The sequence below is a fragment of the Synechococcus sp. HK05 genome, assembly GCF_019104765.1.
Lineage (GTDB): Bacteria > Cyanobacteriota > Cyanobacteriia > PCC-6307 > Cyanobiaceae > Vulcanococcus.
The window spans coordinates 82,885-106,608 of record NZ_JAHRXJ010000010.1 but is presented as its reverse complement, the minus strand read 5'-3'; the positions used below and the strand labels follow the sequence as shown (position 1 = coordinate 106,608).

The following is a 23,724-nucleotide window of genomic DNA, read 5'->3' as shown; positions in this document are numbered from 1 at the left end:
TTGGCTCAGCCCCACACGATCTTCATCAGCCAGAGGTGCCCCTCCAGCTCCACCCCGGCGGCGGCTGCTTCGAGATCGCTTTCGCTGAGCCGCAGCGTGGCTTCGGCCTGGTGCTTCACCAGATCCACGCCGCTGAAGCTGAAGCCCTGCTCAGCGCCCAGGGCTGCAATGGCATTGAGGTTGGGGCAGGCGCTGAAACGCTCCAGCAGGGCTGGATCGCCTTTCACCTGCTTGAGGAACGTTTCGAGCTGTGGGTTGGCCATGGGTTGGGTTGGATTGGGTTGGACCTTCACTGCGGCCAGGTGGCGCCGCGGGTGGCGGTGAACAGGCTGTAGATCGCGGTGGAGGCGCACATGAACAGGCGGCTGCCGTAGCGATCGCCGAAGCAAACGTTCGACACGCGCTTCGGCACGAGCACCTTGCCGATCAAGGCGCCATCGGGTGCGATCACGTGCACGCCATCGGCAGCCCCGCACCAGAGGTTGCCGTGCTCATCCACGCGGAAGCCATCGGCCCAGCCCGGGTTGATCTTGTGGAAGATCTCACCGCCGCTGAGGCTGCGGCCATCGCCGTTCACCTGGAAGCGGCGGATGTACTGCCGGGGCTCAGGCACGCCGGGGGCACCGGATTCGGCCACATACAACAGCTGTTCATCCGGGGAGAAGGCCAGGCCGTTGGGTCCGTCGAAATCGGTGGCGACGGCCTGGATCTCGCCGCTGCTGGGATCCAGGCGGTAGAGGGCCGGGGGCTGTTCTGAGTGCTGGCGGCCGCCCTCGTAGTCGTTCAGCAGGCCATAGAGCGGATCGCTGAACCAGATCGAGCCATCGCTCTTCACCACCACATCGTTGGGAGCGTTGAGGCGACGGCCATGGGCCTGCGACACCAGCGTGGTGATGCTGCCGTTGTGCTCCAGGCGCGTGAGGCAACGGCTGCGGTGATGGCATTGGATCAGTCGGCCTTGGCGATCGCGCGTTTGGCCGTTGGCGAATTCCGAAGGCTCCAGAAAGGTGCTGACGCCGTGCTGTTCGCTCCAGCGCAGGGTGCGATTACCCGGGATGTCGCTGAAGAACAGACAGCGCTGATCGCCAAACCACACGGGTCCCTCAAGCCAGCGGAAGCCCTCGGCCAGCTGTTCGAGCTCAGCGTTGAACAACACCAAGGCTTCGAAGCGCGGGTCGTAGCTCTCGGTGCAGCTGGAGGGATGGTTCATTGGAAGAAGCCCGGCGGGGCTTGCCGCCAGGCAGCGTCGTTGCGCTGGATGATCAGCTGCACGCAGGGCTCATCGCCCACCTGGGCGGAGAGATGCCCCTTGTGCCCTTCCGGGGTGGCGATGCAGCCCTGATCACCGCCGAAGGAGTACTCGCCGGCGCGCATGATCGCGATCTGCCCATCCATGCTCTGCACTGACCAGGCGCCCCGCAGCACATAGATCCACTTGGGCACATGGTTTTCGTGCCAGTCGGCCGTCCACCCCACCGGCAGGTAGGTGACGAAGGCATTGCCCTGATCAAACAGGGGCCTTGAGAACTGAGGGGAATCTCCGGGTCCCAGCTGCCCGAGCTGGAACTGGTTGATCGTGCACTGCTGTTGGCGGCTGATGCCATCGGTGCCGGTCCAGAGATGCCAATAGGTCTCCGGTTGGGGAGCCAGGCTGAAGGGATCGCTCATGGCTGGTGGGCTCAGTCTTTGATGGCGATGGCGGAGATTTCGAGCTGGATGCCCAGCACCAGAGCCGATACCTCCACCACGGCGCGAGAGGGGTAGGCCATGGGGTCGGGGAAATACTCCTGCCACACGGCGTCGAAGGTGTCGAGCTTGTTGATGTCGGTGAGGTACACCGTGGCGCTCACCAGGTGCTCGAATCCGAACCCGGCTTCCTCGAGCACCGCCTGCATATTCCGCATCACCTGCCGCGATTCCAGGGTGATGTCGCCATCGCCCACCTTGAGATTGGTGGTGGGATCCACCGGCAGCTGCCCGGTGATGAACAGCATCTTGCCCATCTGGAAGCCCTGGCTGTAGGAGGCCACAGGCTTGGGAAAGCGGTCGCTGTGAATAGCTCTGCGGATCACACCGGCGGACATCGATACGTCGCTCAGACTGATCACTTCACCGTAGGGAACCTGCCGGGAATGTCACTGCTTTGTCATGTGAGCGCCTGATCATTCATCGGGTGTTGCAGATCGCAGGCAGGATGGCTCATTCCCCCTAGCGTCCACCCAGTTCCGCGCCGCAGGCGGCTGCCATCGTCATGACCACAACGAATCCCTACGCCCTCGAGACCCTCTCCAACCTGCTCAAAGGCAAGGTGATCATCGTCACGGGGGGCAACAGCGGGATTGGTAAATCGATCGTTGAGGTGGTGGCTCGCCTTGGCGCCCGCGTGGTGATCGACTATCGCTCGCACCCGGAAGCCACCGAGGCGATCGAACAGGAGATCGGTCAACTGGGTGGCAGCTGCTTTGGTGTGCAAGCCGATGTGTCGAAACTGGATGATCTGCAGCGGCTGGTGCAGGAGGCGGTGAATCGCTACGGCCGCCTCGATGTGATGGTGAACAACGCTGGCATCGAAACCCGCACCTCGATCCTCGACACCACCCCCGAAGATTTCGACAAGGTGCTGAATGTGAACCTGCGCGGTGTGTTCTTCGCCACGCAGTACGCCGCCAAGCAGATGATCGCCCAGGGCAGCGGCGGGCGCATCATCAACATCTCCTCGGTGCACGAAGACTGGCCGATGCCCAACAACACCCCCTATTGCGTTGCCAAAGGCGGTGTGCGCATGCTCACCCGCACCGCTGGTGTGGAGTTGGCCTCCAAGGGTGTGTCGATCGTGAACGTGGGCCCCGGCGCGGTGGCGACGCCGATCAACGACTCCACGATGAACAACCCAGAGCTGCTGGCCAAGCTCAATGCCGCCATCCCGATGGGCCGCATGGCTCAGCCGGATGAGATCGCCAAGGTGGTGGCGTTCCTGGCCAGCGACGCGGCCAGCTACATCACCGCCACCAGCATCTTTGCCGATGGCGGCATCATGCAGAGCAGCCCGGGCCTGTGAGGTTCTGTTGAAGATCACCCGCGAGCAGCTGCAGCGCATCCGCCGCCGCCATCTCGGTTATCGGATCACGCTCGTCTACGAGTTGGTGCTGTTGCTGATGTTGCCGCTGGCCCAGGTGTACTGGCCGCTGCTTTCGCTGTTGCTGATCGGTCAGGCGCTGGTGTTCATGGTGTTTGTGAGCCGTTTCAGCTCGCTTAAGGGCACCCGCCCGGTGATGTATGCCCTGGGTTCCACCGCGATTGCCCTGGAGATCATCTGGCACCTCTCGCTGCTCTGGATCCCAGATCTCGGGCGGGTGCTCACCCTTCCCCACGTGGTGGTGTGGGTGATGTTTCTGTTGGTGGCGGTGGTGCGCAAGGTGAAGTCGTTGATGCGGGAGCCCTTCGTCACCATGTCGGTGGTGTTGGGCGCCGCATCCGGCTACCTCACGGTTGGCATTGCTGGTGGCGTGTTGCTTACCGCCGCCTGGGTGATGCAACCGTCGGCCTTTGTGGCCTCTGCCCTGCCCGCGATTGGTGCTGGTGGTGACGTGAGCGTGGCGGTGGCCCCGGCCTTGATGGCGGCCTCCTTCGGTCTGCTCACCACCGTCGGCACCGACGTGCTCACCCCAAGCAATGTGACCGTTCAGGTGGTGTCGAACGTGATCACCATCGCGGGTCAGCTCTACGTTGCCATCTTGATTGCGCTGATCCTGGGACGCGTGCAAAAACGGCTCACATGATTTCGATACGCCACTTGCTCCAGCGGCTCGGGCAACTGGGGCTCCTGGGTTTGATGGTGGGCCTGGTGTGCTGGCCGTTCAACCTGCTCGATCGCTGGGGCGATCAGCTGCTGGGCCTGCTGCCGGCCTTCAGCGGCCAAGCCTGGCAACCGCTGAGCCTTGCCCTCGCCTGCGCCCCGCTGGTGGTGGTGCCCTTGCTGTTGCTGCTGCAGAGCTCTCTGTTTCAGCGGGGCCGTGGCTCCGGTATCCCCCAGGCGATGACGAGCATCGAGCATCCCGAGCAGGCAGCTGGGCTGTTGGGAATCGTGCCCAGCCTGCAACGGCTGTTGTTATGGGGCTTGGCCACCATCAGTTTGATGCCCCTGGGCCGTGAGGGCCCTGTGGTGCAGGTGGGCGCTTCTGCTGCGCTTTGGTTTCGGCGGTTGTTTCCCCGCTGGCTGGGCGACATTCGTCATGCCGATCTGCTGGCGGTGGCCGGTGGTGCCGGACTGGCCGGCGGCTTCAACACACCGCTGCTCGGTGTGGTGTTTGTGGCCGAGGAGTTCATGGGCACCTTCTCCACGGCGCTGATCTGGCCGGCTTTGGTGGTGGGTGCCCTGGCGGCAGCCTTCAGCAGCTTGGTGGGTCAACCTGAATTTGCTCTGGGGATGGTGGGGGTGGCGACGGGCGAGCTGCATCAGCTCTTGTGGGCCATCCCCCTGGGCGTGCTGGCCGGCGGTTTGGGCGCCCTGTTCGCCCGCCTGCTCCTGCGCACCACACGCCGGTGGCGGCAGCTTGCGATCCAACGGCCCCTGCCGCTGGGGCTCGCGGTGGGCGGGCTGACCACGGTGTTTCTGTTGGTGAGTGGTGGTGCCGCCGGCTGCGATGGCGAGCTGTTGATGACAGCCATGATCAATGGCTCCAGCCCGACAACCACCCTGCTGCCAGGGGTGTTCGGCGATCTCTTCACCCTGGTGCTGCGGGTGGTGGGCCCGGTGCTGGCGCTCGGCACCGGCATTCCCGGTGGCCTGATCGATCCCTCCTTTGCCTTTGGTGCGGTGCTAGGTCACAGCCTGGGTGATCTGGCTGCAGCCCCCCAGCTGGGACTCACCCTCGGCATGGTGGCCGGCCTGGCCGGGGCCACGCAGCTGCCGGTGATGGCGGTGTTGTTTGGCGTGCGGATGGCCGGTGATCAGCAGTTGCTGCCCGGGTTGCTGCTGTCCGCCGTGGTGGCGGCCTATGTGAGCCGTTGCCTGGTGGAGAAGCCCGTCTATCACGCCTTGAAAGACATCGCCGATGAGCCGATGTCCTGAGGCGTTTGCCTCAGGATGGCGCTTCGGTGATCACAAGAGCCGAGCGCTCGCGGGTGAAGATCAGCCAGAGCCACTTGGTGAGCAGGGTCACCCTGTTTTCACGATCCGGCATGAACGCCAGGTGAGCCAAACCCCACAGCAGCCATCCGAACACGCCGCTCACTTTCACGCCGCGTAGGTCGGCCACCGCAAACAGCGATCCCACAATCGCCATGGTGCCGAAATCGGTGAAGGCAAACGCTGAATGGCGTTGGTTCTGCTGCTGGGCCAGGATGTCTTTGGCCACCCACACGCCCATCTGAACAGCGGGCCCGGCCATGCCAGGCAGCGGTTTGCCGTCTTTGGTGTGGCTGTAGCTGCATAGATCGCCGACGACTCGAATCTCAGGGTGTCCAGGAATTGAGAAGTCGGGTTGAACAGGAATACGGCCGCCGCGATCGGTGCTGCAGCCGGTGCGATCGGCGAGCAACTTGCCCAGGGGAGATGCCGCCACCCCAGCGGTCCAGCAAATCGTGCTGGCCTCGAGCGTGACCTCCCCCTGGGCTGTGGTCACCACCAACTTGCTTTCTTCGATCGCCTTGACCCGTCCGCCCAGCAACAACTCCACGCCGCAGCGGCTGAGGTGATCGCCGGCTGCTTTGGAGAGCTGAGGGTCCATGGCCCGGAGCACCCGATCACCAGGGTCCACCAGGGTGACCTTGCAGTGGCCTGGCTCGATCTGTTTGAAATCGCGCTCCAGGGTGTGACGCATCAGATCATTGAGCGAGGCCGCCAGTTCGCAGCCGGTGGGGCCTCCACCCACCACCACCACCGATTGCAACAGGCGGCGCCTGTCGAGATCGGGGGTTTGCTCAGCCTCCTCGAGGGCGCCCAGCACGCGTTTGCGAATGCCGTAGGCGTCTTCCAGCGATTTCATCGGCGTGGCGAATTGCGCCCATTCGTCGTGACCGAAGAAGCTGCTGGTGGCGCCTGTGGCCACAATCAGATGGTCGTAACGAAGCCGCCGGTCGTTGAACACCACCTCCTTGGCCTCGGCATCGATGTCGACCACCTCCCCCATCAGGATCTGCACGTTGGGGGCCTTGCCGATCATGATCCGCAGGGGTGAGGCCACATCGGTCTGCGAGACCAAGCCTGAGGCCACCTGATACAGCATCGGCTGGAACAGGTTGAAGTTCCGCTTGTCGATCAGGGTGACCCGAATGGTCTTGCCCGCGAAGGTCTGAGCTGCCTTGAGGCCCGCGAATCCTGCGCCCACGATCACCACGTGGGGTGCATCCCGGAGCAGTTCAGACGGTGGGGTGAGCTCGAGGAAGAACCGCTCCGGAGCCATCAGTGCTTATAGCGCTGGCCGCACGCTAACGAGAGTTGGCCTGGATTACAGGCCGATCTTCACGTTCACCGGTGCCTTGGGCTTCACGTCAACTTCCATGGGTTGGTCTTCGCTCATTTTGATTTCAATCGGTTTTGGATTGCTCACGTTCACCTCGACAGGTGTTGTGTTTTTCACGCTGAGGTCAATCGGTGCCTGCTCAGTCACGCGCACCCGCACACTGCTCGCCGGTTCGATCTTCACGCCATCCGGCATGCTCAGCACGCCTTGCACCTGGCCGGCCAAGTTGAGTGGTTCGGCAAAGCTCAGCACCAGGCGCAATTGAATGGGGTGCTGGCTGGTCCGCATCAACAGCCCGATCAGCATGGTGCCCAGGGCGAGCACGGTGATTGGCCAGCGCAGTTTCAGCCAGTGAGGATCCATGAGACACATCAACCAGCTGCCATTCAAGCGATGGATGGCGGGATGTGCAGGACTGCAGCCTCAGCGCCGACCCAGCAGCTCCTCCCAGGTGGGTTGATGCGGGATGGGCTGCGGCTTCTGGGGCTTGGGTCGACGGTTTGTGGTGTTGTGTTGTTTGGGTGTAGGGATGTGTGTTGCCATTGTTGTTTGCAGGGATTTATCTGTCGCTTTGCCTCGATGACAACCGAAATGACGGTTGACGTTCAACTCCCTCTCAGGGAGAGCGGATCGGGCGTGAAGGGAGACGGGGCGTTGGTACTCGCCGCTCGATTCACTGCTTCACCATAGACCCTGACCAACGAGAGCGCCACACGTGCCCAATCAACCTGTGCTGATCCTGGGTGGATTTCTGATCACCGAGGAGGCTTACCAGCCGATGTGCAGCTGGTTGCAGCAGCACACGCAGCAGGAGGTTGAGCTGGTGAAGGCCACCCGTTTCGATTGGTTGCTCACGTCGTGGGCCTGGGGCTGGCGGCGGTTGTTGGATCGCGTGGCGGAGCGAGCCGAGGCCCTGGCGGCCCGCTCACCCACGGGCCGCGTCACCTTGATCGGCCATAGCTCCGGTGGGGTGATGCTGCGCTTGTTTCTCGCGAATGATCCCTTCGCGGGCCGTACCTACAACGGCACGCGCTGGGCCGATCGGCTCTACACCCTGGGCAGCCCGCACACCGCGGTTCGCGCCACACCGCTTCGGGCCATGGTGGATCGCCGCTATCCCGGCGCCCGCTTTGCCGATCGCGTGCACTACATCGCTGTGGCCGGAGCCCTGGCACCTGGAGAGGGCTCTGGCTTGAGCGCGCGGATGGGGCCGCGTTCGTATCAGGCGATCGCCGGTCGCATCGATCTCGAGGGCGATGGATTGGTGCCGGTGCAGTCGGCGTTGCTGGATAGCGCTGAGGCCATCACCCTGCAGGGGGTGGCCCATGGCGGCGCCTTTGGGCCGTGCTGGTATGGCACTCCGGCGGTGGTGGAGCAGTGGTGGCGGGGCTGAGCGGCGCGGCGTAGCGGGCGGTGTTTAGCGCCGCTCGAGGCGCTCCAGGCTGGGGATCAATGCCATGGCGGCCACGATGCCGAGGGCCAGAATCAGAAGTGCTGGCACCAAGGCTGCGCCCACCCGCTCATCGCTGGCGTACTGGTAGACCCGCACCGCCAGGGTGTCGAAGTCGAAGGGGCGCAGGGCGAAGGTGAGCGGCAGCTCTTTCACTGTGTCCACAAACACCAGCAGCCCCCCCACCAGCAGCGGGCCGCGCAGCAGGGGGAGATGCACCCGCCGCAACACCCCCAGCCAGCTGTTGCCAAGCGAGGTAGCCGCTTCGTCCACGCTGGGGGGAATGCGCTCGAGGGCGGCATCAAGCCCTCCCTTCGACACCGCCAGAAAGCGATCGCCATACCCCCACACCAACAGGAGTAAGGGCGCCAGCGCCAGTGGCCCACCCAGCAGCATCAAGGCCAGGGCCAGCACGGTGCCGGGGATGGCATAGCCGAGCCCAGAGACAAAGGTGAGCCGCTGAAGAACGGCATTGGGAATCCAGCGCTTGGCGATCGCCAGCAGCAATCCACCCGCCAGGGTGAGGGCGGCCGCCAACAGAGCCAGCCCAAAGCTGCGGCTCCCGAGGGCGAGCAGTTCACTGCTGTCTTCCCCTCGAATTTGATCCGCACTGAGCCCCGCCCAGATCAGGGGAAGGCCGAGCGTGATCAGCGGCGGTACCCCACACACCAGCTGGCTCAGCCAACGGCGTTGACCCTTCAGATGCCATTGGGGATCGGCATCGCCATCGTTGCCCAGGTTCCAGCAACGGCTGCGCTGGCGCAGGCTGCGTTCTGCGCCCACCAGCAGCGCCACGAGCACGAGGGCCATCAAGGCAAGGGCTACGGCCCCTTGGGGATCCCCGTCTTGTTGCCAGCGCATCAGGATGCCGGTGGAGAGGGTTGGCACCCCGAGGAGCTGCACGGCTCCCAGTTCATTCACCACCTCCATCCCCCCGAGGGCCACGCCGGCGCCGATGGCGGGCAGAGCCATCGGCAGGGCGACACGCCGGAAGCTGCCCCAGGGGCCGACGCCAAGGCTGCGGCAGGCCTCCAGCTGACGGCGGCCGCTCACGGAAAAACTCTCCGTGGATAGCAGAAAGACGTAGCTGTAGGTGCTCAGCACCATCACCACCAAGGTGGGCACAACGCCATGCACCCGCAGCCCGTAGCGACTGCCGAGATCAATCCAGGTGGCAGCCAGCAGATAGCTCGGCGTGGCGAGGGGGAGCAGTTGCGCAATGCGCAGCCAGCGCCGCCCGGGGAAGGCGCATCGGGCTGTGAGCCAGCCGGTGGCTGTGCCCAGCACGGCGGTGAGCAATCCCACCAAAACAACGAGCAGCAGCGTGTTGAGCATCTGCTCCGTGCCGCCGATGCCGAGGTCAAAGCGAGCGGCCTCACCCGATCCCCCGCCGAAGGCAAACCAGCCCAGCCCCACCACCGGCGCGAGGGCGAGAGTGGAGAGCAGCAGCACACTCGCCGCCAGCCAGCGGCGCTGCGGACCCTGCTGCGGAGCTGGGGACGATGCCTGGGCGGTAAGGGGAACCATGGGCAAAAAGCCTACGGGGCCAGCTCTTTGCACGAATCGATGTAACCAATGTCACACCCCCGCGTGGGCAATGATCGTTGCCCTGCTTCTGGGGGGCGGGGCTGGCCATAGTGCCGGTCAGGTTGATGCATTCCCCCTTGAACATCCCTTCGCTTCGATCGTTAACGCGGCCCGAGCGCCTGGGTGCCCTGGCGTTGCTCGGTGTGACCGCTGCCGGTGCCGTCATCACGGCCATCGGCGTGGAACTGGCCAAGGCCCAGAGCCAGGAGATCGGTGTGTATTCCGGCCGTCACTACAACACCGATAAGGCGCTTTATCAGCAATTCACCGCGCGCACGGGCATCAAAGTGAAGCTGCTGGAGGCCAAGGACGACGCCCTGATTGAGCGCGTGCGCGCTGAAGGTCAGAACAGCCCGGCCGATGTGTTGGTGCTGGTGGATGCGGCCCGTCTCGATAAGGCCACCGATCTGGGACTTTTCCGGCCGATCCGGTCCACCACGTTGCAGCGGGATGTGCCGGTGAACCTGCGCGATAGCAAAGGGCGCTGGTTTGGTCTCACGCGCCGCGTGCGTGTGGCCGCTGTGAATCCCAAGCTGGTGAATCCAGCCTCGATTCGCACCTACGCGGATCTGGCCAATCCCGCCCTCAAGGGCAAGCTTTGCCTGCGCGATAGCAAGAGCGTTTACAACCAGTCGTTGGTGGCGGATCAAATGATCCTGCGCGGCGACTCCGCAGCCGCCAAGTGGGTGAAGGGGATGACCAGCAATGTGACCAAGCCCTACTTCACCTCCGATACCCCGTTGATTCGCGCCATTGGCAACGGCCAGTGCGGCGTTGGCCTGGTGAACACCTACTACGTGGCGCGGATGCTCTCGGGCGAGGGCGGTGCCGCCGACAAAGCCCTCGCCAGCCGGCTCAAGGTGGTGTTCCCCGATCCCGCCCACGTGAACATCAGTGGGGCCGGGGTGGTGAAAACCTCCAAAAACCCAGCCGCAGCGCAGAAGCTGATTGAGTTTCTGGCCTCCCCCAGCGGCGGCCGTGGCTACGCCGAGGCCAACAACGAATATCCGTTGAAGGGCTACGGCAACAACGCGATCCTCAAGCGCTTTGGCACCTTCAAAGGGGATGGCGTTTCGGCCGAACAGATGGGTGCCAAAAACAAAGCTGCCGTGCAGCTGATGGCACGCAACGGCTGGCGCTAAGGCATCAGCGTCCAGCTCCAGTGCACCACCCTCGCCGCCCGGGCTTGCCCGAGGCGGCTTTTTTGTGCCTCCAAGGCACCGCCCCGCCGATTCGCAGCAGCTAGTTGTTATTGAGAATCGCTTGCAAAAAGCGCAGCGCTTCTCTACATTGCGACGCATTCGCAATTAGCCCTGCCGTCGCTGGGTCCATGAGTTTCCGTTTTCTCCCCGATACCCCTGTCAACGCCGTGCGGATGCCGGTGGGGCAGACCGTTTTGCTCGATCCCAGCCTGCGCCCTGAGGGCAGCTGTATCGAGGTGCTCGAGGGGATGGCTCGGGTGTATTGCCCTTGCGAGGAAACCGAGGGCATGACCCTTGCCTTCCTGCAGCCCGGCGATCAGCTGCGCACCGATCGCCTCTGCAGCGAAGGCGTGTGCGTGGAGGCCCTCACGCCTCTGCTTTTCAGCACCGAGGCCGAACCGGCCCTGAGCAGTGGCTTTGATCCCGTGAATGAATGGACGCTGCAGCTGCTGCGCATTCGCCATTTGGGTAATGCTGAGCAGCGTCTGCACGCGCTGTTGAGCCTGCTGGTGCGGCGCATGGGGCGCCGCTGCGGCGATTGGTGCGATCTGCCGTTCCGCCTCACCCACGATCGCATCGGCGAGTTGATCGGTGCCACCCGGGTCACCACCACCCGGATGATCTCCAAGATTCGTCAGGCTCAGTTGATTGAGGTTCCTGCCGGCGAGAGCTGCCTGCGCCTGGCTCCGGCCCTGGTGGAATCGGCTCCGCTGGCGGCGGCCTAGTCCAGTGGGTCGTCAGGGAATTCCCGGTGGTGCAAGGCCTTCAGTTGCTGGCCCTCAAAGCGCCGCCGCTCCTCCTCCTGTCGCCGCAGCGCCTTCGCCATCGGGCACCAGTCTTCGAAGGGGGGCTCACTGAGGGCGTAGCTGCCAAACTCCGCTCGCATGCGCTCCATGCACTCGAGTGAGCAGTGCTCAGGGAAGCGCGGGCAATGCTCGATGGGCTGCGTGGTGGTTTCAGGCATGGGCTGATCAGCAGCGGATCAACCCGATTCTCGATGCCCTAAGCCACGCTGGTGACGTTGATCGTTTTGCTCACCGATTCCGGCAGGTTTTTGGAGATCGGGCAGAGCTTCATCCGTTCTTCCATGAAGGCCATCACCTCAGCGCTGGCTAGGGGCTGTTCGGCCGGGTCTGCCCCTGGATCCAGCCGGATTCGGAACGCTCCTTCCACGCTGGCGATGATCCATTCGCTGCTGGTGGTGACGTTGAAATCAGCCTGCACCTCTTGCAGCGGGATGGCCTTCTCGCGGGCATTGGCCACCAGATAGAAGTGCTGGCAGAGCAGTAGCGAGATCAGATAGATCCGGAAGCCGGGCATCGAAAAGCTGAGCTGCTGCGGTTCCCAGAGGCCCGAATCGCTCAGGAACTCCACCACCAGATCTTGGGTGGCGCGTTCGGGCGCGCGATGGCTGCTGCGCAGCCGGAAGCGAAAAGTGCGGTTGGTCATGGTGCGTGGGTACGGGCGAGCGATCAGATCTGGTGTGAATGGGAGCTGCTCAGCAGCGCCGGGGCCTGCCTGCGCGCCTGTTCATCGCGCAGCGCTTCCGGCTGACGTTTCCAGGCCTCCACACCGCTCAGGAGCGCCGAGCCGATCAGCAGGATCGAAAAGCCCTGGCGCAGGTGGCGATCGCTGAGATGGGGCGCCAGCCGTTGCCCCACCACAGCACCCAGGGCGCCGCCGGCGAGCAGGGGCAGCATCAACGGCAGGCTCTGGGCTGGCCAGTGGCCGAGGGCACCGAGGGCCACCAGGGCATTCACGGCGATCAGCAGCAGGCTGGTGCCGCTGGCCAGTTGCATCGGCAGCCCCGCCAGCAGCACCAGGGCGGGCACGATTGCAAAGCCGCCGCCCACACCGGCAATGCCGGTGAGCAGCCCCACCAGAATCCCCTGAATGGCTAGCAGCGCTGGGCGAGGCCGTGCGCCGGTGCTGCCACTGGAGCCGCGGGTGAGCAGCCAGGAGGCCACCAGCGCCGCCGCGCTGAACACCCCCAGCTGCACCGGCTCAGGAATCAGCCCGGCCTTCACCCAGCTGCCCCCCAGCCAGCTGCCCGCCAGTGCCGGAACCCCCAGGATCAAGGCCGGCTTGAGGGCGAACTGGCCGCGGCGCACATAGGGCCCCAGGTTGGCCAGGGCCAGCAGCATCACCACCAGCAGCGAGAGGGGAACGGCTTCCCGGGTGGGCAGGGCGGCGCCGCTCACCAGGAGTGGCAACAGCAGGATCGAGCCGCCGGCCCCGAGCACGGAGAGCAGAAAGCCGATCAGGCCTCCGCCAAGGCCGAGCAGCAGCAGAGCGCTGAGGGCCATCAGATCGACACCTTGTTCCAGGGCATCACGGCGAGCAGCCGGGCCATGCCGCAGAAGCCACTCACCCCGGCGAAGGTGAGGCCCGCGCCCACAAACCAGGTGAGGGCGATCCAGCCGGGGGCCACGGTGTTGCTGAGAATCAGCCCCAGCAGGATCAGGGATCCAGCGGCGATCTGCACCTGACGCATCAGCGGCAACGGAGCGTTCTTGAGCTTGCGCACCGGGTAGCCGGCCTGCTGCCAGTTGGGGATACCACCAGCGAGATCCACAACGGAATGGGGATGGCCGCGGTCGAGCAGGCGGTTGAGGCCCTGGGCGCTGCGGTTGCCGCTCTGGCACACCAGCACCAGGGGGCCCTGGGGCAGGTCGGCCTGATGCAGGCGGCCGAGGGGCACGTTGAGGCTGCCGGCGATGTGGCCGCTGGCGTATTCCATCGGCTCGCGCACATCGATCACGGTGATCTGCTTGCTGGCCAGTTGATCGGCGAGGTTTTGGGCGGAAATGCTGGTGCTCATCGGATGGCTGGGATCAGGAGTGGTTAGGAGGGTTGGGGTGGGGGATCAGAGGGCGGCGGCACCAGCCAGCGGATAGCCCTCATCGCTCCAACGGCTCAGGCCGCCGCGCAGATTGGCGATGGTGGTGATGCCCTCCTTGAGCAGTTGCTGGGTGGCGAGGGCTGAGCGGCTGCCGGAATGGCACACCACCACCACCGGCTTGCCGGCAGGAATCTCCTGGCGGCGCTGCTCCAGCTCCGGCAGTGGGATGTTGAGGCTGCCGCTGATGTGGCCATCCGGGCCCTGCAGCTCTTCGGGTGAGCGCACATCCAGGATCGTGAGCTCCGGCAGGTGGGCCGCCACCCAGGCCGGTGCCAGTTCGGGCAGGCCGGCATAGCTGCGCTGCACCGGAGCCCAGGCGCTGCGGGCTTCGGCCTGCCGGGGTTTGCCGGAGCGCATGTTGCCCGGCAGGGCCTCAGCGATCTTGTGGGGGTGGGGGAGCTTCATGTGCTGCATGTGGCCCACGAAGTCGCGTTCGGTGGCGGCACCGCCGAGGCGGGCATTGAAGGCCTTTTCCTCCACCACCGACGACACGCCGCGGCCGGTGTAGTCGTGCCCGGGGTAGAGCAGGCAGGCATCGGGCAGCGAGAAGATCTGCTCGGTGATCGAGGTCCAGAGGGTGTGGGCATTGCCCTGCTGGAAGTCGCAGCGGCCGCAGCCCCGCACCAAGAGGGCATCGCCGGTGAAGGCCATCGACTGGTCGTCGAGCACGAAGCTGATGCAGCCATCGGTGTGGCCGGGGGTGCTGCGTACCTCCACGTAGCGGTTGCCGAAGCTCACCCGGTCACCGTGATGGAGGGGCTGCGTCACGTTTTCGGCGCGGGCGGCGGCGGCCAGGCCGATCGCACAGCCGGTGGCTTCATGCATTAACCAGCTGCCGGTCACATGGTCAGCGTGGGCGTGGGTGTCGATCGAGGCCACCAGCTCGATGCCCAGTTCATGGATCAGGGAGAGATCGCGGCTGTGCTGCTCGAACACTGAGTCGATCAGCACGCCTTGGCGGCTGGGCACGTCGGCCAGGAGATAGGTGAAGGTGCCGGTGGCGGCATCAAACAGCTGGCGGAACAGCAGGGTGCTGCCGCCAGCCGCCGCGGCGAGAGAGACGAGCGGGGCGGCAGCGGTGGTTGCAGACATGGGCGAACCGTCAAACACTGGTATGACGATACACGCATAGCCCCATTGCTGCAATCGGTGGTTGTGCTCAGCTGCGCCGTGGCTTGCGGCCAACCGCCTGCACCACGGCGCTTTGGCCGCGGTGATAGGGCCCCTCTTCGATCCAGCGTTCCTGTTCCCGCAGCACCAGCCAGTCGAGGCCCTGCCATTCAGTGCGCACTTGATCGGGTTCGATCAGCAGCTCCGCGGTTGGTGGGCCGCCGGTGCCGAGGGGTAACTGGCGTGGGGTGTAGGCCTCCAGGATTAGGTGTCCGCCGGGGCGTAGGGCGCGCAGCGCCTTGGCGTGCACGTCGGCAGGCAGGTGCATCCAGATCGCCACCACCAGGTCGGTGCTTTCGGCTTCGAGCTGGAGGTCGTTGAGGTCGCAGCAGAGGCATTCGATCGTGACGCCGCGCTGATGCGCCAGTTGTTCGGCCCGCTCCAGGCCCACTGGGCTGAGATCTTGCGCGGTGACGCGGTGCCCGAGGCTTGCCAGATACACGGCATTGCGGCCCTGGCCCTCCGCCAGGCAAAGGGCCTCGCCGGCCTGCAGCTGCTGTGCCTGCTCGCGGAGGAAGTCGTTGGGCTCGCAGCCATAGGCCCAGTCCGCTTCGGCGTAGCGGCTGTCCCAGAACCGGCGTGGATCCATCGGCGTTGATGTGGGCATAATGCTTCTATCGTCATAGGTGATCGTCATGGCTGCCGCGGGGTCCATGCCGTCTCCTCAGCTGCTTGAGGAGTACAGCCAGTTCTTCCGGATCCTGAGCGAGCCGGCCAGGTTGCAGCTGCTCTGCTATCTCAAGCAGGGGCCGATCGATGTGGCCTCCCTGATCGAGGCCACCGGCTTTTCTCAGTCGCACATCAGCCGGCAGCTGGGTCAGTTGCAACGGGCTGGCTTGGTGCGTTGCGAGCGCGATGGGGCCCGCACGATTTGGCAGGCGGAGGGCGATCTCGTGGATGAGCTGTGTGCGCTGGTGCAAGGGCGCCTGAAGCAGCGGCTGGAAGCGCAGCTGCAGCAGTTCAAGGCGGCCTGAAGCCATCAGGAGCTCCGCTCAGCAGGCTCCAAATAGGCGTGTGTCCGCCTCCAGAAACAGGGCATAGGTGTCGCCATCGTCGTGTCCGGTCACGGCGATCGACACGGTCTGGCGCGGCGGGCAGACCTCAACGGCAAGAGCGACGGGCTTGCTGTTGTGTTGAGCGTGATAGGTGGCGCTGCAGGCGTCGCTGGAGAAGAGGGTTTCAGCCTCGCGATCGAAGCCCATCGCCCGCGAAATTAGTGTGATCCCCGCTAGTGAGCGAGTCAGGCCGGCATCCGAGCGAATGGCGGTTACATAAACGAACGGAGCTGGCTCGGGTGGTGCATCGAGGCCTGCTTGGAGGCGTTGTCGCAGCCCTGATCGCACCGTCTGGAGGAGTTCACGCATGCTGATGCTTTTGCGTTTGAGGGTGTGCTGAATCCCTGAGTTGATCGCAAGATAAACCTGTTCCGCCAGATCTGCTGTGCTGCGATCTGGTGTGGCGCTATGGATGGTGGTTGGTCGTTAGGGTGCGAGTCGCTCGAGCCGCCAGTTGGGATGCGGGCTGGTGTGGTCGCAGCTGGGATCGCGTTGATAACAGAAGCGATCGTGCAGGCGGTTGGGCCGTCCCTGCCAGAACTCAAAGCGTGTGGGCTCCACCCGATAGCCGCCCCAGGTCGGCGGCAGGGGGATCTCTCCCTGGCGGAAGCGCTCCTGCATGGCCTGCCACTGCGCATCCAGCAGGGCGCGGGAGCTGATCACCCTGCTCTGTTGCGACACCCAGGCTCCGATCTGGGAGCCCCGCGGCCTTGAGCGGAAGTAGGCGAAGGCCTCGGTGGCGCTGATCGGTGTGGCTGTTCCTTCGATGCTCAGTTGGCGTTCGAGGGCATACCAGGGAAGCAGCAGGCTCACCCGGGCGTTGGCGGCGATCTCGAGCGCCTTGCGGCTGCGGGTGTTGGTGAAGAACACCAGTCCGCGGGCGTCAAACGCCTTGAGTAGCACCGTGCGGCTGCTGGGCTGATCGCCAGCGCAGCAGCTCAGAACCATGGCGTTGGGCTCCAGGATGTCTGCAGCCAGGGCTTCGTTGAACCAGCGCTGGAACAGCTCCGTAGGGTCGCTGGGGAGATCTCGGCGGTGCAGGCCCGCGAGCCCGTAGCTCCTGCGTAGGTGGGCCGGGTCGGTGGTCTTGTCGGCGGGCGAGGAAGACACGGCCGTCAGCGATTGCGCACAACACTATTGTGATAGCAACAGTCCGTGTCGACCTCGCTGGTGGTGGCGGCGTTCGGGCCCCAAGGTTCGGAGATCGCGCTGGTGATCGCCCTGGCTTGCATCGTGCAGGTGCAGGCCGCAGCCTGGTATGTGAAGTTCTCGGATCGCCTGTTCGGCCCGGTGCCGATCGAAGGGGCAGCCTCTTGATCCACTGGTGTTGTATGTCGGTGTCCGCTGATCATGGAAGTGTTATGAAAGGATCAGCGCTGCTGGCCCCAGGCCCTTGACCTCGGAACGTGTCCCCTCGCCCGGTGAGCTGCTCCGGGCTGAGCTCGAGCGCAGAGGCTGGAGTCAGGCGAAGCTCGCGCTGCTCTGCGGCGTGAGCATGACCACCATCAATCGGGTGATCAGCAACCGGCGTGGCATCACCCCCCGGCTCGATGCGGTGTTGCATCGCGTGCTGGGGAGTGAGCCGGGTTACTGGTTGGCGTGCAATCAGCGCTATCGCCGTTCACTGGGTGTGCGCAGCGCTGATTAGCGCGCCCACCAGGGCTGGGAACCGTCGCGGAAGTCGGTCTCGGTCCAGGGGGTGAGGGCTACCTGGTCGTCGACCACCTCCACATGGGCCAGCTCCAGTGAGAGCGGTGCCGGTCCGCGCACCACCTTGCCGGCATCGTCGTATTGACTGCCATGGCAGGGGCAGATGAACTTGCCCGCCGCTGCATACCAGGGCACGACGCAGCCCAGGTGGGTGCAGATGGCATTGATGCCATAGCTGCCGATTGCCTCATCGCCGGTGACGATCAGGTAGGTGGGGTCGCCCTTGAGACCCTGCACCAGGCTGCGATCACCCTGTGGATGCGCACTCAGCCAGCCGCTGGCATTGATTGGGTTGCCCAGTTCATCGCGCGCCAGAACGCCACCTAGGCCCGCCTGGGGTTTGGGAGGAGTGAAAAAGCGGGCCACGGGATAGAGCGCGCCGACGGCCACGCCGCTCACGGCTCCGAAGGTGAGCAGGTTGAGCAACTGACGGCGCGAGAGATCCGGAGCATCACCCGTCCCGGCGTGACCGAAGGAACCGACATCGGACATGGAAGGTCCTCGTATAATGATTTCGTGATCCAAGCATAGGAGGGTTGATCGTGGTGGTGCGTGTGAGCGCTCTTTCGCCTCGGGAGGTCGAGGCTCTCCAGGCAGCTCTTGACCTGGCTCATCAGAGCTGGGCCAGTTGTGACCAGCTGATTCGCGAGCACGGCGAGGTGCGTCCCTTCACCCGGATCCGCGCTGGAGAGCGGAGGCGGGTTCATGGCTTTTGGCGTTTGTTTGTCCGGTGCGGTCTGCCCGTGCCTCCCGTCCCCAGGGGCGAGCCGATCCAGGCGTCGGACTCATTAGCGGAGGCCTGTAACCAGGCCAGTGAGCAGGAGCGTTCGCGTTTGCGGCGCGTTCGCCAGCTGGTGTCGCTTGTGCAGGACGAGGAGCTGCAGGCTGCCTTGCGTGACCAGATCGAGGCCAGCGAAGCGCGCTACCTGCCGGCCTACGAGCGCTGCGGACAGTGCCTTAACACGCAGGGCGGAGGTTGCCCGGATGGGCCATCCCGACCAGCCTCCGCACCCCCTCGTCGTTGCGTAGCCCGGTCTCATCAAGATTGGCTGTGGACGCCATGAGGGCAGCGCTGCCCGCCGTCTTCTTGCATGGCTGGTGCGGTCATGGCGACGAGGCGGAGCACCTGAAGCCCGCTTTGTCAGGCCCGCTGTTGGCACCCAGCTGGATGCCGGCCCCGGGCTCGATGGAGCTTGAGGCCTGGCCTCAGGAGCACGGCCCGGCGATGGACGTGGCCATGGCGCAGGTGGCCAACCAGATTCATCAGCACGTGCGCCACGCCATCCTGCAGGCCGGCTTTGCGGGCTCGCTTCTGATCGGTCACTCCATGGGCGGCGCCCTCGCCTGCCTGTTGGCGGCTGATCCCGCTATCGCAGCCCAAGGCCTGGTGTTGCTGGATTCCAGTGTGCCGATGCCACCACAGCGCCGGGTGGAGGCCCTGCAGCGGATGGGCAACTGGGTCGCCCGTGCCGTCCGTGAGGGACGCCTGCCTGCGCAGGCTGCCTGGATCCTGGATCAGCCCAACCGCACCGATCACTTCTTTCATCCCAGAGAACAGGGAGCCGCCCGAGCGCTGATCGAGCGGCGCATGGCGCACTCCCCGGTGGTGGAGGCCGCCGCGACCCTCGGCGGCTACGTGCAATGGCCAACCGCTGCAGCGCTGGAGCAGCTCCGCTGCCCGCTGTTGGCGCTGGCCGGCGATCCGGGACGACTACCGGTTGCGGCATTGCGCCAGGCCAGACCGGATGCCGTGATTCAGATCATCCCGAACAGCGGCCACTTCCTGCATGTTTTCGCTGCCCGGGAGGTTCAGGATCTGATCAAGGTGTTCAGCTTGGATCTCGCGGGATCGGATGGTTATCGGTGAGCTTGCGCCCTGGCCGGCCCATCCGCGCTGAGGATCGTTCGCACCACCACAAGCAAACCCACCAGGGTGAGCGCAGGCGATGCGCTCATCGGCACACGCTCAGCCGGCGGGACTCTGTGCCGCCAGGGCGGCCTGCACCTCGGGGATGTGAACGGCGTACATGCCGCGCAGATCACCGGGCTTGAAGTTGAAGGCGCGATCGCTGTCGCCGTACTTGTCTTTGATGAAGGCTGGACGGCTGTCCTTGCTGCCATGACAGGCCAGGCAGCTGGCCTGCACATCGATGCGGCGGTAGTAGTTCACGCCGGCTCCCTGCTCAGCGGTGGCCGGCTCCCAGAGTCCGTTGATCTCGGGGTGCTTGGCCAACAGATCAATCACCTCGGTTTCCTGCGCACCGGCGGGGGCGTGGTCAGGGTTGCGGTATTTGCTGGCCACCTGCCGCACGGTCCAGCCGTTCTCCTGGCCGATGGCCATGGCGCGCTTGCCCACGGGCATGCAGACCTCGCGCATGGTGTCCATGGTGGGCTCCTCCGTGCTGCTCTCCAGCGTTGAGGCCAGTGAGATGCGCATCCGATCGAGCTGCTCCATCTGATCCACCGCCCTGGCCAGCACCGCCGGATCCACAGGGGCTTCGCCGCCGGCGGCCATGGCCGAGAGGGGATGCGAGGCCAGAAGCAGCAGCGCGATCAGCGAGCCCAGAACCTTGAGGAACAGGCGATGCGCGCGCGACGTGAGTTGAAGGGCTTTCATCTCAGGCACTCAGCAACTTGTTCACGATGGCAACGCCCGTAATGGCCTGCCAACCAAACAGCAACACAATCAAGCCATTGAGGCTCAGATGTGCACCACGAGCCCAGTCCTGGCCTTTCTGCAGCGCTGGTCCCAGGGCAGCGGTGGCGATGACCAGTGCCAGCACGGCCAGGCCCAACAGCAGATGGGGGCCGATAATCAGCTTGCCGTTGTTGGCGTAGGTGACAGCCATGCCGCCGGCGCTGCCCAACAGCGTGAGGATCACGATCCAGCGGCCCAGAGCGGCATGGCGGCGGCCGAACTGTTTCGGGATCAGTTGCTTGCGCGTTTCGGCGTCGGCGCCGCGAATTCGGCTGGCCTGAAAACCCATGTAGCCCGAATAAAGCATCAAACCCAGGAGAACCCACATCAACAGGGGGTGCACGAAGCTCATCGCTTGTGGCATGGCGGAAGAAGCAGTGGAACGAAAAAGGGCCTGGCCGCAGCCAGGCCCCTGGTGCCCTCAATCAGCTGGGCGGGGTTCAAAGCCCCACTAACCGATCGCGGGTGCGCTGAGAGCCACGGGCTCAACGCTGGCTGCGGCCAGATCGAGCGGGAAGTTATGCACATTGCGCTCGTGCATGGCCTCGATGCCGAGCCCGGCTTTGTTGAGGATGTCGGCCCAGGTTTCAATCACCCGCCCTTGGTTGTCGAGCACGGAGTGGTTGAAGTTGAGGCCGTTGAGGTTGAACGAGAAGCTCACCACAGCCAACGCCGCAAACCAGATCCCCACCACCGGCCAAGCCGCCAGGAAGAAGTGCAGGCTGCGGCTGTTGTTGAAGCTGGCGTATTGGAAGATCAGGCGACCGAAATAGCCGTGGGCGGCCACGATGTTGTAGGTCTCCTCCTCCTGGCCGAACTTGTAGCCCCTGTTCTGTGATTCCTGCTCCGTGGTTTCGCGCACCAGGGAGCTGGTGACCAGTGAACCGTGCATGGCGGAGAAGAGCGAGCCGCCGAACACGCCAGCCACACCAAGCATGTGGAAGGGATGCATCAGCACGTTGTGCTCAGCCTGGAGCACAAGCATGAAGTTGAAGGTGCCGGAGATCCCGAGTGGCAGGGCATCCGAGAAGGAACCCTGGCCGATGGCATACACCAGCAGCACAGCGGTGGCGGCGGCCACCGGGGCGCTGTAAGCCACAGCAATCCAGGGACGCATCCCCAGGCGATAGCTGAGTTCCCACTCGCGGCCCATCCAGCAGAAGATGCCGATCAGGAAGTGAAAGATGATGAGCTGGTAGGGCCCGCCGTTGTAGAGCCATTCATCCAGGCTGGTGGCTTCCCAGATCGGATAGAAGTGCAGGCCGATGGCGTTGGAGCTGGGCACCACCGCGGCCGTGATGATGTTGTTGCCGTAGAGCAGGCCGCCCGACACGGGCTCGCGCACGCCGTCGATGTCGACGGGGGGTGCGGCGATGAAGGCGATCACGAAACAGATCGCCGCGGTGAGCAGGGTGGGGATCATCAGCGTGCCGAACCAGCCCACGTAGAGCCTGTTTTCGGTGCTGGTGACCCAGTCCCTGAAGGCCAGCCAGCGCGACTGCCGCGCCGGGGCTAAGGAGGTTGTGGCCATGGTTGCAGAGAGTGCAGGACCGGAAGCCGGGGCGGACACCCCTTCTTCCTATAACTACACTACCGTTATGAGCCCCTAGGCGCGAGGTGCGGTCATGCGTAGTTCTGCTCAAATTTTTTGGGGCCTCCTGCTGGCCTTGGTTTTCGTACTCCTTCCGGCCGGCGCCGGGGCGGCGGAGATCCAGCGCTGGGATCTGCGCGATGGCGATGGTGAGCCTTGGGGGCTGGTGGTGTTCCCGCAGCCTGATCCCGCTTACGCCCCGGGCTGGCGGCTGCGGCTCACGGCCCGCACACCTGCAGCGGCCCTGGATCACCATGAGCCCTTGCGGCTCGATGACGGCCTTGGCCACCTCTGGCAGCTCGACAACCGCAGTGCCGAGCTCGTGGCGCCGGGTGAGTCGGCATGGCCGCTCCAGTCGGCTCAGTTCGATCTGGAGGGCCTGCAGCCTCGCCCGAGTGCGGTGTTGCCCCTGCATCTCAAGCTGGTTTTGGCGGATGGGGAGGCAGAGCTTCTGCTCGGCCCCGACCAGGTGGCTGCCCTCAGCAGCCTGCCCCCAGTGCCATCACACCAGCCTTGAGCCCGAGGCCCGGTGCCGCTGCGCGGGATCCAACACCGCCGCAATCGTGCGGATCAGCCAGCGGCCCTCGGTGGTCACCATGGCCTGGCCGCGGCTGCCGTGTTCACTCAGGTGCACCAGCCCATCGCTGGCTAACTCCTGCAGCTGTTGCCACTCCAGGGCATAGCGCTCAAGGTCGAGCTCAACGTTGAATTCACACATCACCTGGCGAATCAGCTCACGGCGCTCCAGCACCTCTGGATCGCGCACCACCAGGCCTCGCTCCACCGGAAGTTGTCCTTGCTCCAGGGCAGTGCTGTAGGCCTTGAGATCGCGCTCGTTCTGCGCGAACAGGTTGGGAAATTGACTGATCGCCGTTGGGCCGACCCCCAGCAGGTCGAGTTCGCCACCGGTGGTGTAGCCCTGGAAATTGCGATGCAAGCGGCCGTTCCTGGCTGCGACCGCCAAGCTGTCACCAGCCAGGGCGTAGTGATCCATGCCGATGGCCTCGTAGCCGCCGGAGCAGAGCAGGCGTTGCGCGTCTTCGAGCATCACGATCCGCTCTCGCTGGCTCGGTAGAGCATCAGCCGCGATCTTGCGCTGCAGCGGTAGTTGCTCCGGCAGGTAAGCAAACGAGAAGAGCGAGATGCGATCGGGGCGTAGCTCCTGCACCAGGTCAAGGGTTGTGCGGAAGCGTTCGGGCGTCTGCAGGGGGAGGCCGCAGATCAGATCCACGTTCACGCTCGCGAACTCTGCCTCCCGTAGCCAACCCATCACCCGCTGCAGCTGCTCGGCCGGCACCACCCGATTCACCGCCTTCTGCACCTCGGGGTCGGCATCCTGAATGCCGAAGCTGATGCGGTTGAAGCCCAGGGCCCGGAGCTGTAGGGCCGCATCACGGCTGAGGAATTCGGGGTTCACCTCAATCGAGGCCTCAAGATCCGGCTCCAGATCGAAATGGCGCTCGATCAGTTGCCAGAGCTGCCGCGTTTCGTTGGCATTGAGATAGTTGGGAGTCCCCCCGCCCCAGTGCAGCTGCGCCAGGCGTCGCCGCTGTGGCATCGCGGCGCTGATCAGCTCCAATTCCTTCGCCAAGGCCGCCAGATACGGCTCCACCACCTTTGAGCCCAGCTGCGTGGTGATTCGGTTGCAGCCGCAATACCAGCAGGCATGGCGGCAAAAGGGCACATGCACATACAGCGACAGGGGCGCCGTGGCGGGCTGAGCCAACTGTGCCCGCAGCTCTGCCTCCCCCACCGCCGGGGTGAAGGCGGCTGCGGTGGGGTAGCTGGTGTAGCGCGGCACCGGCTTGTCGTATTTGAGCAGGAGCTCGATCGGGCTGAGGGTGGTGGCGGCGGCAGCAGGCATGGCAGACGTGAGGGGAGTGGGGAAACAAATG

Annotated in this window: 31 protein-coding genes; 11 read left to right on the top strand and 20 right to left on the bottom strand. The window is 64.8% G+C overall.

Going from position 1 to position 23,724, the window contains the following annotated elements; genetic code table 11:
• Nucleotides 1–5: 5 nt before the first annotated feature.
• From KUL97_RS09055 to KUL97_RS09040, 4 genes are read right to left on the bottom strand one after another with little or no spacing between them, the layout of a single operon-like run.
• Nucleotides 6–263 carry a Nif11-like leader peptide family natural product precursor gene (locus KUL97_RS09055; protein WP_217796675.1) on the bottom strand — a complete coding sequence of 86 codons (258 nt, stop codon included), beginning with the start codon at nt 261–263 and terminating at the stop codon, nt 6–8.
• Nucleotides 264–289: 26 nt separating this feature from the next.
• Nucleotides 290–1,210 (bottom strand): SMP-30/gluconolactonase/LRE family protein, encoded by a 921-nt coding sequence (locus tag KUL97_RS09050; RefSeq protein ID WP_217796674.1) that lies wholly within the window; start codon nt 1,208–1,210, stop codon nt 290–292.
• Nucleotides 1,207–1,668 (bottom strand): cupin domain-containing protein, encoded by a 462-nt coding sequence (locus KUL97_RS09045; protein WP_217796673.1) that lies wholly within the window; start codon nt 1,666–1,668, stop codon nt 1,207–1,209. The genes KUL97_RS09050 and KUL97_RS09045 overlap by 4 nt, the downstream gene beginning before the upstream one ends.
• An 11-nt stretch (nt 1,669–1,679) precedes the next feature.
• Complete coding sequence (locus KUL97_RS09040) at nt 1,680–2,084, bottom strand: Rid family detoxifying hydrolase (RefSeq protein ID WP_217796672.1); 405 nt, start codon at nt 2,082–2,084, stop codon at nt 1,680–1,682.
• A 167-nt stretch (nt 2,085–2,251) separates the two neighbouring features.
• On the opposite strand from KUL97_RS09040, the gene KUL97_RS09035 reads away from it, so the two are divergent.
• Genes KUL97_RS09035 through KUL97_RS09025 form a run of 3 tightly spaced genes read left to right on the top strand, consistent with a single transcriptional unit; the run spans nt 2,252 to nt 5,071 of the window.
• Entirely contained in the window at nt 2,252–3,058 is an 807-nt protein-coding gene (locus KUL97_RS09035; RefSeq protein ID WP_217796671.1) for an SDR family NAD(P)-dependent oxidoreductase, read from the top strand.
• Nucleotides 3,059–3,065: 7 nt separating this feature from the next.
• Nucleotides 3,066–3,779 (top strand): hypothetical protein, encoded by a 714-nt coding sequence (locus tag KUL97_RS09030; protein WP_217796670.1) that lies wholly within the window; start codon nt 3,066–3,068, stop codon nt 3,777–3,779.
• Complete coding sequence (locus KUL97_RS09025; RefSeq protein WP_217796669.1) at nt 3,776–5,071, top strand: chloride channel protein; 1,296 nt, start codon at nt 3,776–3,778, stop codon at nt 5,069–5,071. Before KUL97_RS09030 ends, KUL97_RS09025 begins: the two co-directional genes overlap by 4 nt.
• Before the next feature lie 10 nt (nt 5,072–5,081).
• On the opposite strand, the gene KUL97_RS09020 is transcribed toward KUL97_RS09025, so the two are convergent.
• Complete coding sequence (locus KUL97_RS09020) at nt 5,082–6,404, bottom strand: NAD(P)/FAD-dependent oxidoreductase (protein ID WP_217796668.1); 1,323 nt, start codon at nt 6,402–6,404, stop codon at nt 5,082–5,084.
• 45 nt (nt 6,405–6,449) lie between these two features.
• On the bottom strand, nt 6,450–6,827 hold the full coding sequence (locus KUL97_RS09015; RefSeq protein WP_217796667.1) for a hypothetical protein: 378 nt from the start codon (nt 6,825–6,827) through the stop codon (nt 6,450–6,452).
• Between the two features lie 352 nt (nt 6,828–7,179).
• Between KUL97_RS09015 and KUL97_RS09010 the strand changes: the two genes are divergently transcribed.
• Nucleotides 7,180–7,857, top strand: coding sequence for an esterase (locus KUL97_RS09010; protein WP_217796666.1), 678 nt, complete (start codon nt 7,180–7,182; stop codon nt 7,855–7,857).
• Nucleotides 7,858–7,881: 24 nt separating this feature from the next.
• Here the strand turns inward: KUL97_RS09010 and KUL97_RS09005 are convergent, their stop codons facing one another.
• On the bottom strand, nt 7,882–9,441 hold the full coding sequence (locus tag KUL97_RS09005) for an iron ABC transporter permease (RefSeq protein WP_217796665.1): 1,560 nt from the start codon (nt 9,439–9,441) through the stop codon (nt 7,882–7,884).
• A 125-nt stretch (nt 9,442–9,566) separates the two neighbouring features.
• Here KUL97_RS09005 and KUL97_RS09000 point away from each other — a divergent pair, with 125 nt between their 5' ends.
• Nucleotides 9,567–10,643, top strand: coding sequence for an extracellular solute-binding protein (locus KUL97_RS09000; RefSeq protein WP_217796664.1), 1,077 nt, complete (start codon nt 9,567–9,569; stop codon nt 10,641–10,643).
• Nucleotides 10,644–10,831: 188 nt separating this feature from the next.
• Complete coding sequence (locus tag KUL97_RS08995; RefSeq protein WP_217796662.1) at nt 10,832–11,428, top strand: Crp/Fnr family transcriptional regulator; 597 nt, start codon at nt 10,832–10,834, stop codon at nt 11,426–11,428.
• Here the strand turns inward: KUL97_RS08995 and KUL97_RS08990 are convergent.
• From KUL97_RS08990 to KUL97_RS08965, 6 genes are all read right to left on the bottom strand, one after another.
• Entirely contained in the window at nt 11,425–11,667 is a 243-nt protein-coding gene (locus tag KUL97_RS08990; protein ID WP_217796661.1) for a hypothetical protein, read from the bottom strand. The genes KUL97_RS08995 and KUL97_RS08990 overlap by 4 nt on opposite strands.
• A 38-nt stretch (nt 11,668–11,705) precedes the next feature.
• A complete protein-coding gene (locus KUL97_RS08985) occupies nt 11,706–12,152 on the bottom strand; it encodes a hypothetical protein (RefSeq protein ID WP_217796659.1) in 447 nt (148 codons plus the stop codon).
• Nucleotides 12,153–12,175: 23 nt separating this feature from the next.
• A complete protein-coding gene (locus KUL97_RS08980; protein WP_217796657.1) occupies nt 12,176–13,009 on the bottom strand; it encodes a sulfite exporter TauE/SafE family protein in 834 nt (277 codons plus the stop codon).
• Nucleotides 13,009–13,524 (bottom strand): rhodanese-like domain-containing protein, encoded by a 516-nt coding sequence (locus KUL97_RS08975; protein WP_217796656.1) that lies wholly within the window; start codon nt 13,522–13,524, stop codon nt 13,009–13,011. The genes KUL97_RS08980 and KUL97_RS08975 overlap by 1 nt, the downstream gene beginning before the upstream one ends.
• A 45-nt stretch (nt 13,525–13,569) precedes the next feature.
• Nucleotides 13,570–14,697, bottom strand: coding sequence for a rhodanese-like domain-containing protein (locus KUL97_RS08970; protein ID WP_217796654.1), 1,128 nt, complete (start codon nt 14,695–14,697; stop codon nt 13,570–13,572).
• A 67-nt stretch (nt 14,698–14,764) separates the two neighbouring features.
• Nucleotides 14,765–15,364, bottom strand: coding sequence for a bifunctional 2-polyprenyl-6-hydroxyphenol methylase/3-demethylubiquinol 3-O-methyltransferase UbiG (locus KUL97_RS08965; RefSeq protein ID WP_217796652.1), 600 nt, complete (start codon nt 15,362–15,364; stop codon nt 14,765–14,767).
• Nucleotides 15,365–15,428: 64 nt separating this feature from the next.
• On the opposite strand from KUL97_RS08965, the gene KUL97_RS08960 reads away from it, so the two are divergent.
• A complete protein-coding gene (locus tag KUL97_RS08960; RefSeq protein ID WP_217796651.1) occupies nt 15,429–15,749 on the top strand; it encodes a helix-turn-helix transcriptional regulator in 321 nt (106 codons plus the stop codon).
• Nucleotides 15,750–15,767: 18 nt separating this feature from the next.
• Here the strand turns inward: KUL97_RS08960 and KUL97_RS08955 are convergent, their stop codons facing one another.
• The gene (locus KUL97_RS08955) at nt 15,768–15,977 is read right to left on the bottom strand and encodes a hypothetical protein (protein WP_217796649.1); all 210 of its coding nucleotides are present in this window, start codon (nt 15,975–15,977) and stop codon (nt 15,768–15,770) included.
• A gap of 279 nt (nt 15,978–16,256) precedes the next feature.
• A complete protein-coding gene (gene pdxH, locus KUL97_RS08950) occupies nt 16,257–16,940 on the bottom strand; it encodes a pyridoxamine 5'-phosphate oxidase (protein WP_217796647.1) in 684 nt (227 codons plus the stop codon).
• Between the two features lie 45 nt (nt 16,941–16,985).
• Here pdxH and KUL97_RS08945 point away from each other — a divergent pair, with 45 nt between their 5' ends.
• Nucleotides 16,986–17,147, top strand: coding sequence for a hypothetical protein (locus tag KUL97_RS08945; RefSeq protein WP_217796645.1), 162 nt, complete (start codon nt 16,986–16,988; stop codon nt 17,145–17,147).
• 76 nt (nt 17,148–17,223) lie between these two features.
• Complete coding sequence (locus KUL97_RS08940; RefSeq protein ID WP_217796643.1) at nt 17,224–17,478, top strand: HigA family addiction module antitoxin; 255 nt, start codon at nt 17,224–17,226, stop codon at nt 17,476–17,478.
• On the opposite strand, the gene petC is transcribed toward KUL97_RS08940, so the two are convergent.
• Nucleotides 17,475–18,032 carry a cytochrome b6-f complex iron-sulfur subunit gene (gene petC / locus KUL97_RS08935; protein ID WP_217796641.1) on the bottom strand — a complete coding sequence of 186 codons (558 nt, stop codon included), beginning with the start codon at nt 18,030–18,032 and terminating at the stop codon, nt 17,475–17,477. The two genes, KUL97_RS08940 and petC, sit on opposite strands and share 4 nt — an antisense overlap.
• 568 nt (nt 18,033–18,600) lie before the next feature.
• On the opposite strand from petC, the gene KUL97_RS08930 reads away from it, so the two are divergent.
• The gene (locus tag KUL97_RS08930) at nt 18,601–19,407 is read left to right on the top strand and encodes an alpha/beta fold hydrolase (RefSeq protein WP_217796639.1); all 807 of its coding nucleotides are present in this window, start codon (nt 18,601–18,603) and stop codon (nt 19,405–19,407) included.
• A 99-nt stretch (nt 19,408–19,506) separates the two neighbouring features.
• Here KUL97_RS08930 and KUL97_RS08925 read toward each other — a convergent pair whose 3' ends face one another.
• The 3 genes from KUL97_RS08925 to psbA form a co-directional block, all read right to left on the bottom strand.
• Nucleotides 19,507–20,157, bottom strand: a complete 651-nt coding sequence (locus tag KUL97_RS08925) for a DUF3365 domain-containing protein (RefSeq protein WP_217796638.1) — start codon at nt 20,155–20,157, stop codon at nt 19,507–19,509.
• 1 nt (nt 20,158) lies between these two features.
• Nucleotides 20,159–20,590, bottom strand: a complete 432-nt coding sequence (locus KUL97_RS08920) for a DUF4079 domain-containing protein (protein ID WP_254896374.1) — start codon at nt 20,588–20,590, stop codon at nt 20,159–20,161.
• A 99-nt stretch (nt 20,591–20,689) separates the two neighbouring features.
• Nucleotides 20,690–21,769: a photosystem II q(b) protein gene (psbA, locus tag KUL97_RS08915; protein WP_217796635.1), complete on the bottom strand. Its 1,080-nt coding sequence runs from the start codon at nt 21,767–21,769 to the stop codon at nt 20,690–20,692.
• A 136-nt stretch (nt 21,770–21,905) separates the two neighbouring features.
• On the opposite strand from psbA, the gene KUL97_RS08910 reads away from it, so the two are divergent.
• A complete protein-coding gene (locus KUL97_RS08910; protein ID WP_254896373.1) occupies nt 21,906–22,346 on the top strand; it encodes a DUF3122 domain-containing protein in 441 nt (146 codons plus the stop codon).
• Here the strand turns inward: KUL97_RS08910 and hemN are convergent.
• Nucleotides 22,332–23,693, bottom strand: coding sequence for an oxygen-independent coproporphyrinogen III oxidase (hemN, locus tag KUL97_RS08905; protein WP_217796633.1), 1,362 nt, complete (start codon nt 23,691–23,693; stop codon nt 22,332–22,334). The two genes, KUL97_RS08910 and hemN, sit on opposite strands and share 15 nt — an antisense overlap.
• Between the last annotated feature and the right edge of the window lie 31 nt (nt 23,694–23,724).

What these genes read in the sequence shown, in the direction of transcription:
- KUL97_RS09055 (WP_217796675.1), bottom strand. Translation starts at nt 263, where the DNA reads ATGGCCAACCCACAGCTCGAAACGTTCCTCAAGCAGGTGAAAGGCGAT.
- KUL97_RS09050 (WP_217796674.1), bottom strand. Translation starts at nt 1,210, where the DNA reads ATGAACCATCCCTCCAGCTGCACCGAGAGCTACGACCCGCGCTTCGAA.
- KUL97_RS09045 (WP_217796673.1), bottom strand. Translation starts at nt 1,668, where the DNA reads ATGAGCGATCCCTTCAGCCTGGCTCCCCAACCGGAGACCTATTGGCAT.
- KUL97_RS09040 (WP_217796672.1), bottom strand. Translation starts at nt 2,084, where the DNA reads ATGTCCGCCGGTGTGATCCGCAGAGCTATTCACAGCGACCGCTTTCCC.
- KUL97_RS09035 (WP_217796671.1), top strand. Translation starts at nt 2,252, where the DNA reads ATGACCACAACGAATCCCTACGCCCTCGAGACCCTCTCCAACCTGCTC.
- KUL97_RS09025 (WP_217796669.1), top strand. Translation starts at nt 3,776, where the DNA reads ATGATTTCGATACGCCACTTGCTCCAGCGGCTCGGGCAACTGGGGCTC.
- KUL97_RS09020 (WP_217796668.1), bottom strand. Translation starts at nt 6,404, where the DNA reads ATGGCTCCGGAGCGGTTCTTCCTCGAGCTCACCCCACCGTCTGAACTG.
- KUL97_RS09015 (WP_217796667.1), bottom strand. Translation starts at nt 6,827, where the DNA reads ATGGATCCTCACTGGCTGAAACTGCGCTGGCCAATCACCGTGCTCGCC.
- KUL97_RS09005 (WP_217796665.1), bottom strand. Translation starts at nt 9,441, where the DNA reads ATGGTTCCCCTTACCGCCCAGGCATCGTCCCCAGCTCCGCAGCAGGGT.
- KUL97_RS09000 (WP_217796664.1), top strand. Translation starts at nt 9,567, where the DNA reads ATGCATTCCCCCTTGAACATCCCTTCGCTTCGATCGTTAACGCGGCCC.
- KUL97_RS08995 (WP_217796662.1), top strand. Translation starts at nt 10,832, where the DNA reads ATGAGTTTCCGTTTTCTCCCCGATACCCCTGTCAACGCCGTGCGGATG.
- KUL97_RS08990 (WP_217796661.1), bottom strand. Translation starts at nt 11,667, where the DNA reads ATGCCTGAAACCACCACGCAGCCCATCGAGCATTGCCCGCGCTTCCCT.
- KUL97_RS08985 (WP_217796659.1), bottom strand. Translation starts at nt 12,152, where the DNA reads ATGACCAACCGCACTTTTCGCTTCCGGCTGCGCAGCAGCCATCGCGCG.
- KUL97_RS08980 (WP_217796657.1), bottom strand. Translation starts at nt 13,009, where the DNA reads ATGGCCCTCAGCGCTCTGCTGCTGCTCGGCCTTGGCGGAGGCCTGATC.
- KUL97_RS08975 (WP_217796656.1), bottom strand. Translation starts at nt 13,524, where the DNA reads ATGAGCACCAGCATTTCCGCCCAAAACCTCGCCGATCAACTGGCCAGC.
- KUL97_RS08970 (WP_217796654.1), bottom strand. Translation starts at nt 14,697, where the DNA reads ATGTCTGCAACCACCGCTGCCGCCCCGCTCGTCTCTCTCGCCGCGGCG.
- KUL97_RS08965 (WP_217796652.1), bottom strand. Translation starts at nt 15,364, where the DNA reads ATGGATCCACGCCGGTTCTGGGACAGCCGCTACGCCGAAGCGGACTGG.
- KUL97_RS08960 (WP_217796651.1), top strand. Translation starts at nt 15,429, where the DNA reads ATGCCGTCTCCTCAGCTGCTTGAGGAGTACAGCCAGTTCTTCCGGATC.
- KUL97_RS08955 (WP_217796649.1), bottom strand. Translation starts at nt 15,977, where the DNA reads ATGGGCTTCGATCGCGAGGCTGAAACCCTCTTCTCCAGCGACGCCTGC.
- petC (WP_217796641.1), bottom strand. Translation starts at nt 18,032, where the DNA reads ATGTCCGATGTCGGTTCCTTCGGTCACGCCGGGACGGGTGATGCTCCG.
- KUL97_RS08930 (WP_217796639.1), top strand. Translation starts at nt 18,601, where the DNA reads ATGAGGGCAGCGCTGCCCGCCGTCTTCTTGCATGGCTGGTGCGGTCAT.
- KUL97_RS08925 (WP_217796638.1), bottom strand. Translation starts at nt 20,157, where the DNA reads ATGAAAGCCCTTCAACTCACGTCGCGCGCGCATCGCCTGTTCCTCAAG.
- KUL97_RS08920 (WP_254896374.1), bottom strand. Translation starts at nt 20,590, where the DNA reads ATGAGCTTCGTGCACCCCCTGTTGATGTGGGTTCTCCTGGGTTTGATG.
- psbA (WP_217796635.1), bottom strand. Translation starts at nt 21,769, where the DNA reads ATGGCCACAACCTCCTTAGCCCCGGCGCGGCAGTCGCGCTGGCTGGCC.
- hemN (WP_217796633.1), bottom strand. Translation starts at nt 23,693, where the DNA reads ATGCCTGCTGCCGCCGCCACCACCCTCAGCCCGATCGAGCTCCTGCTC.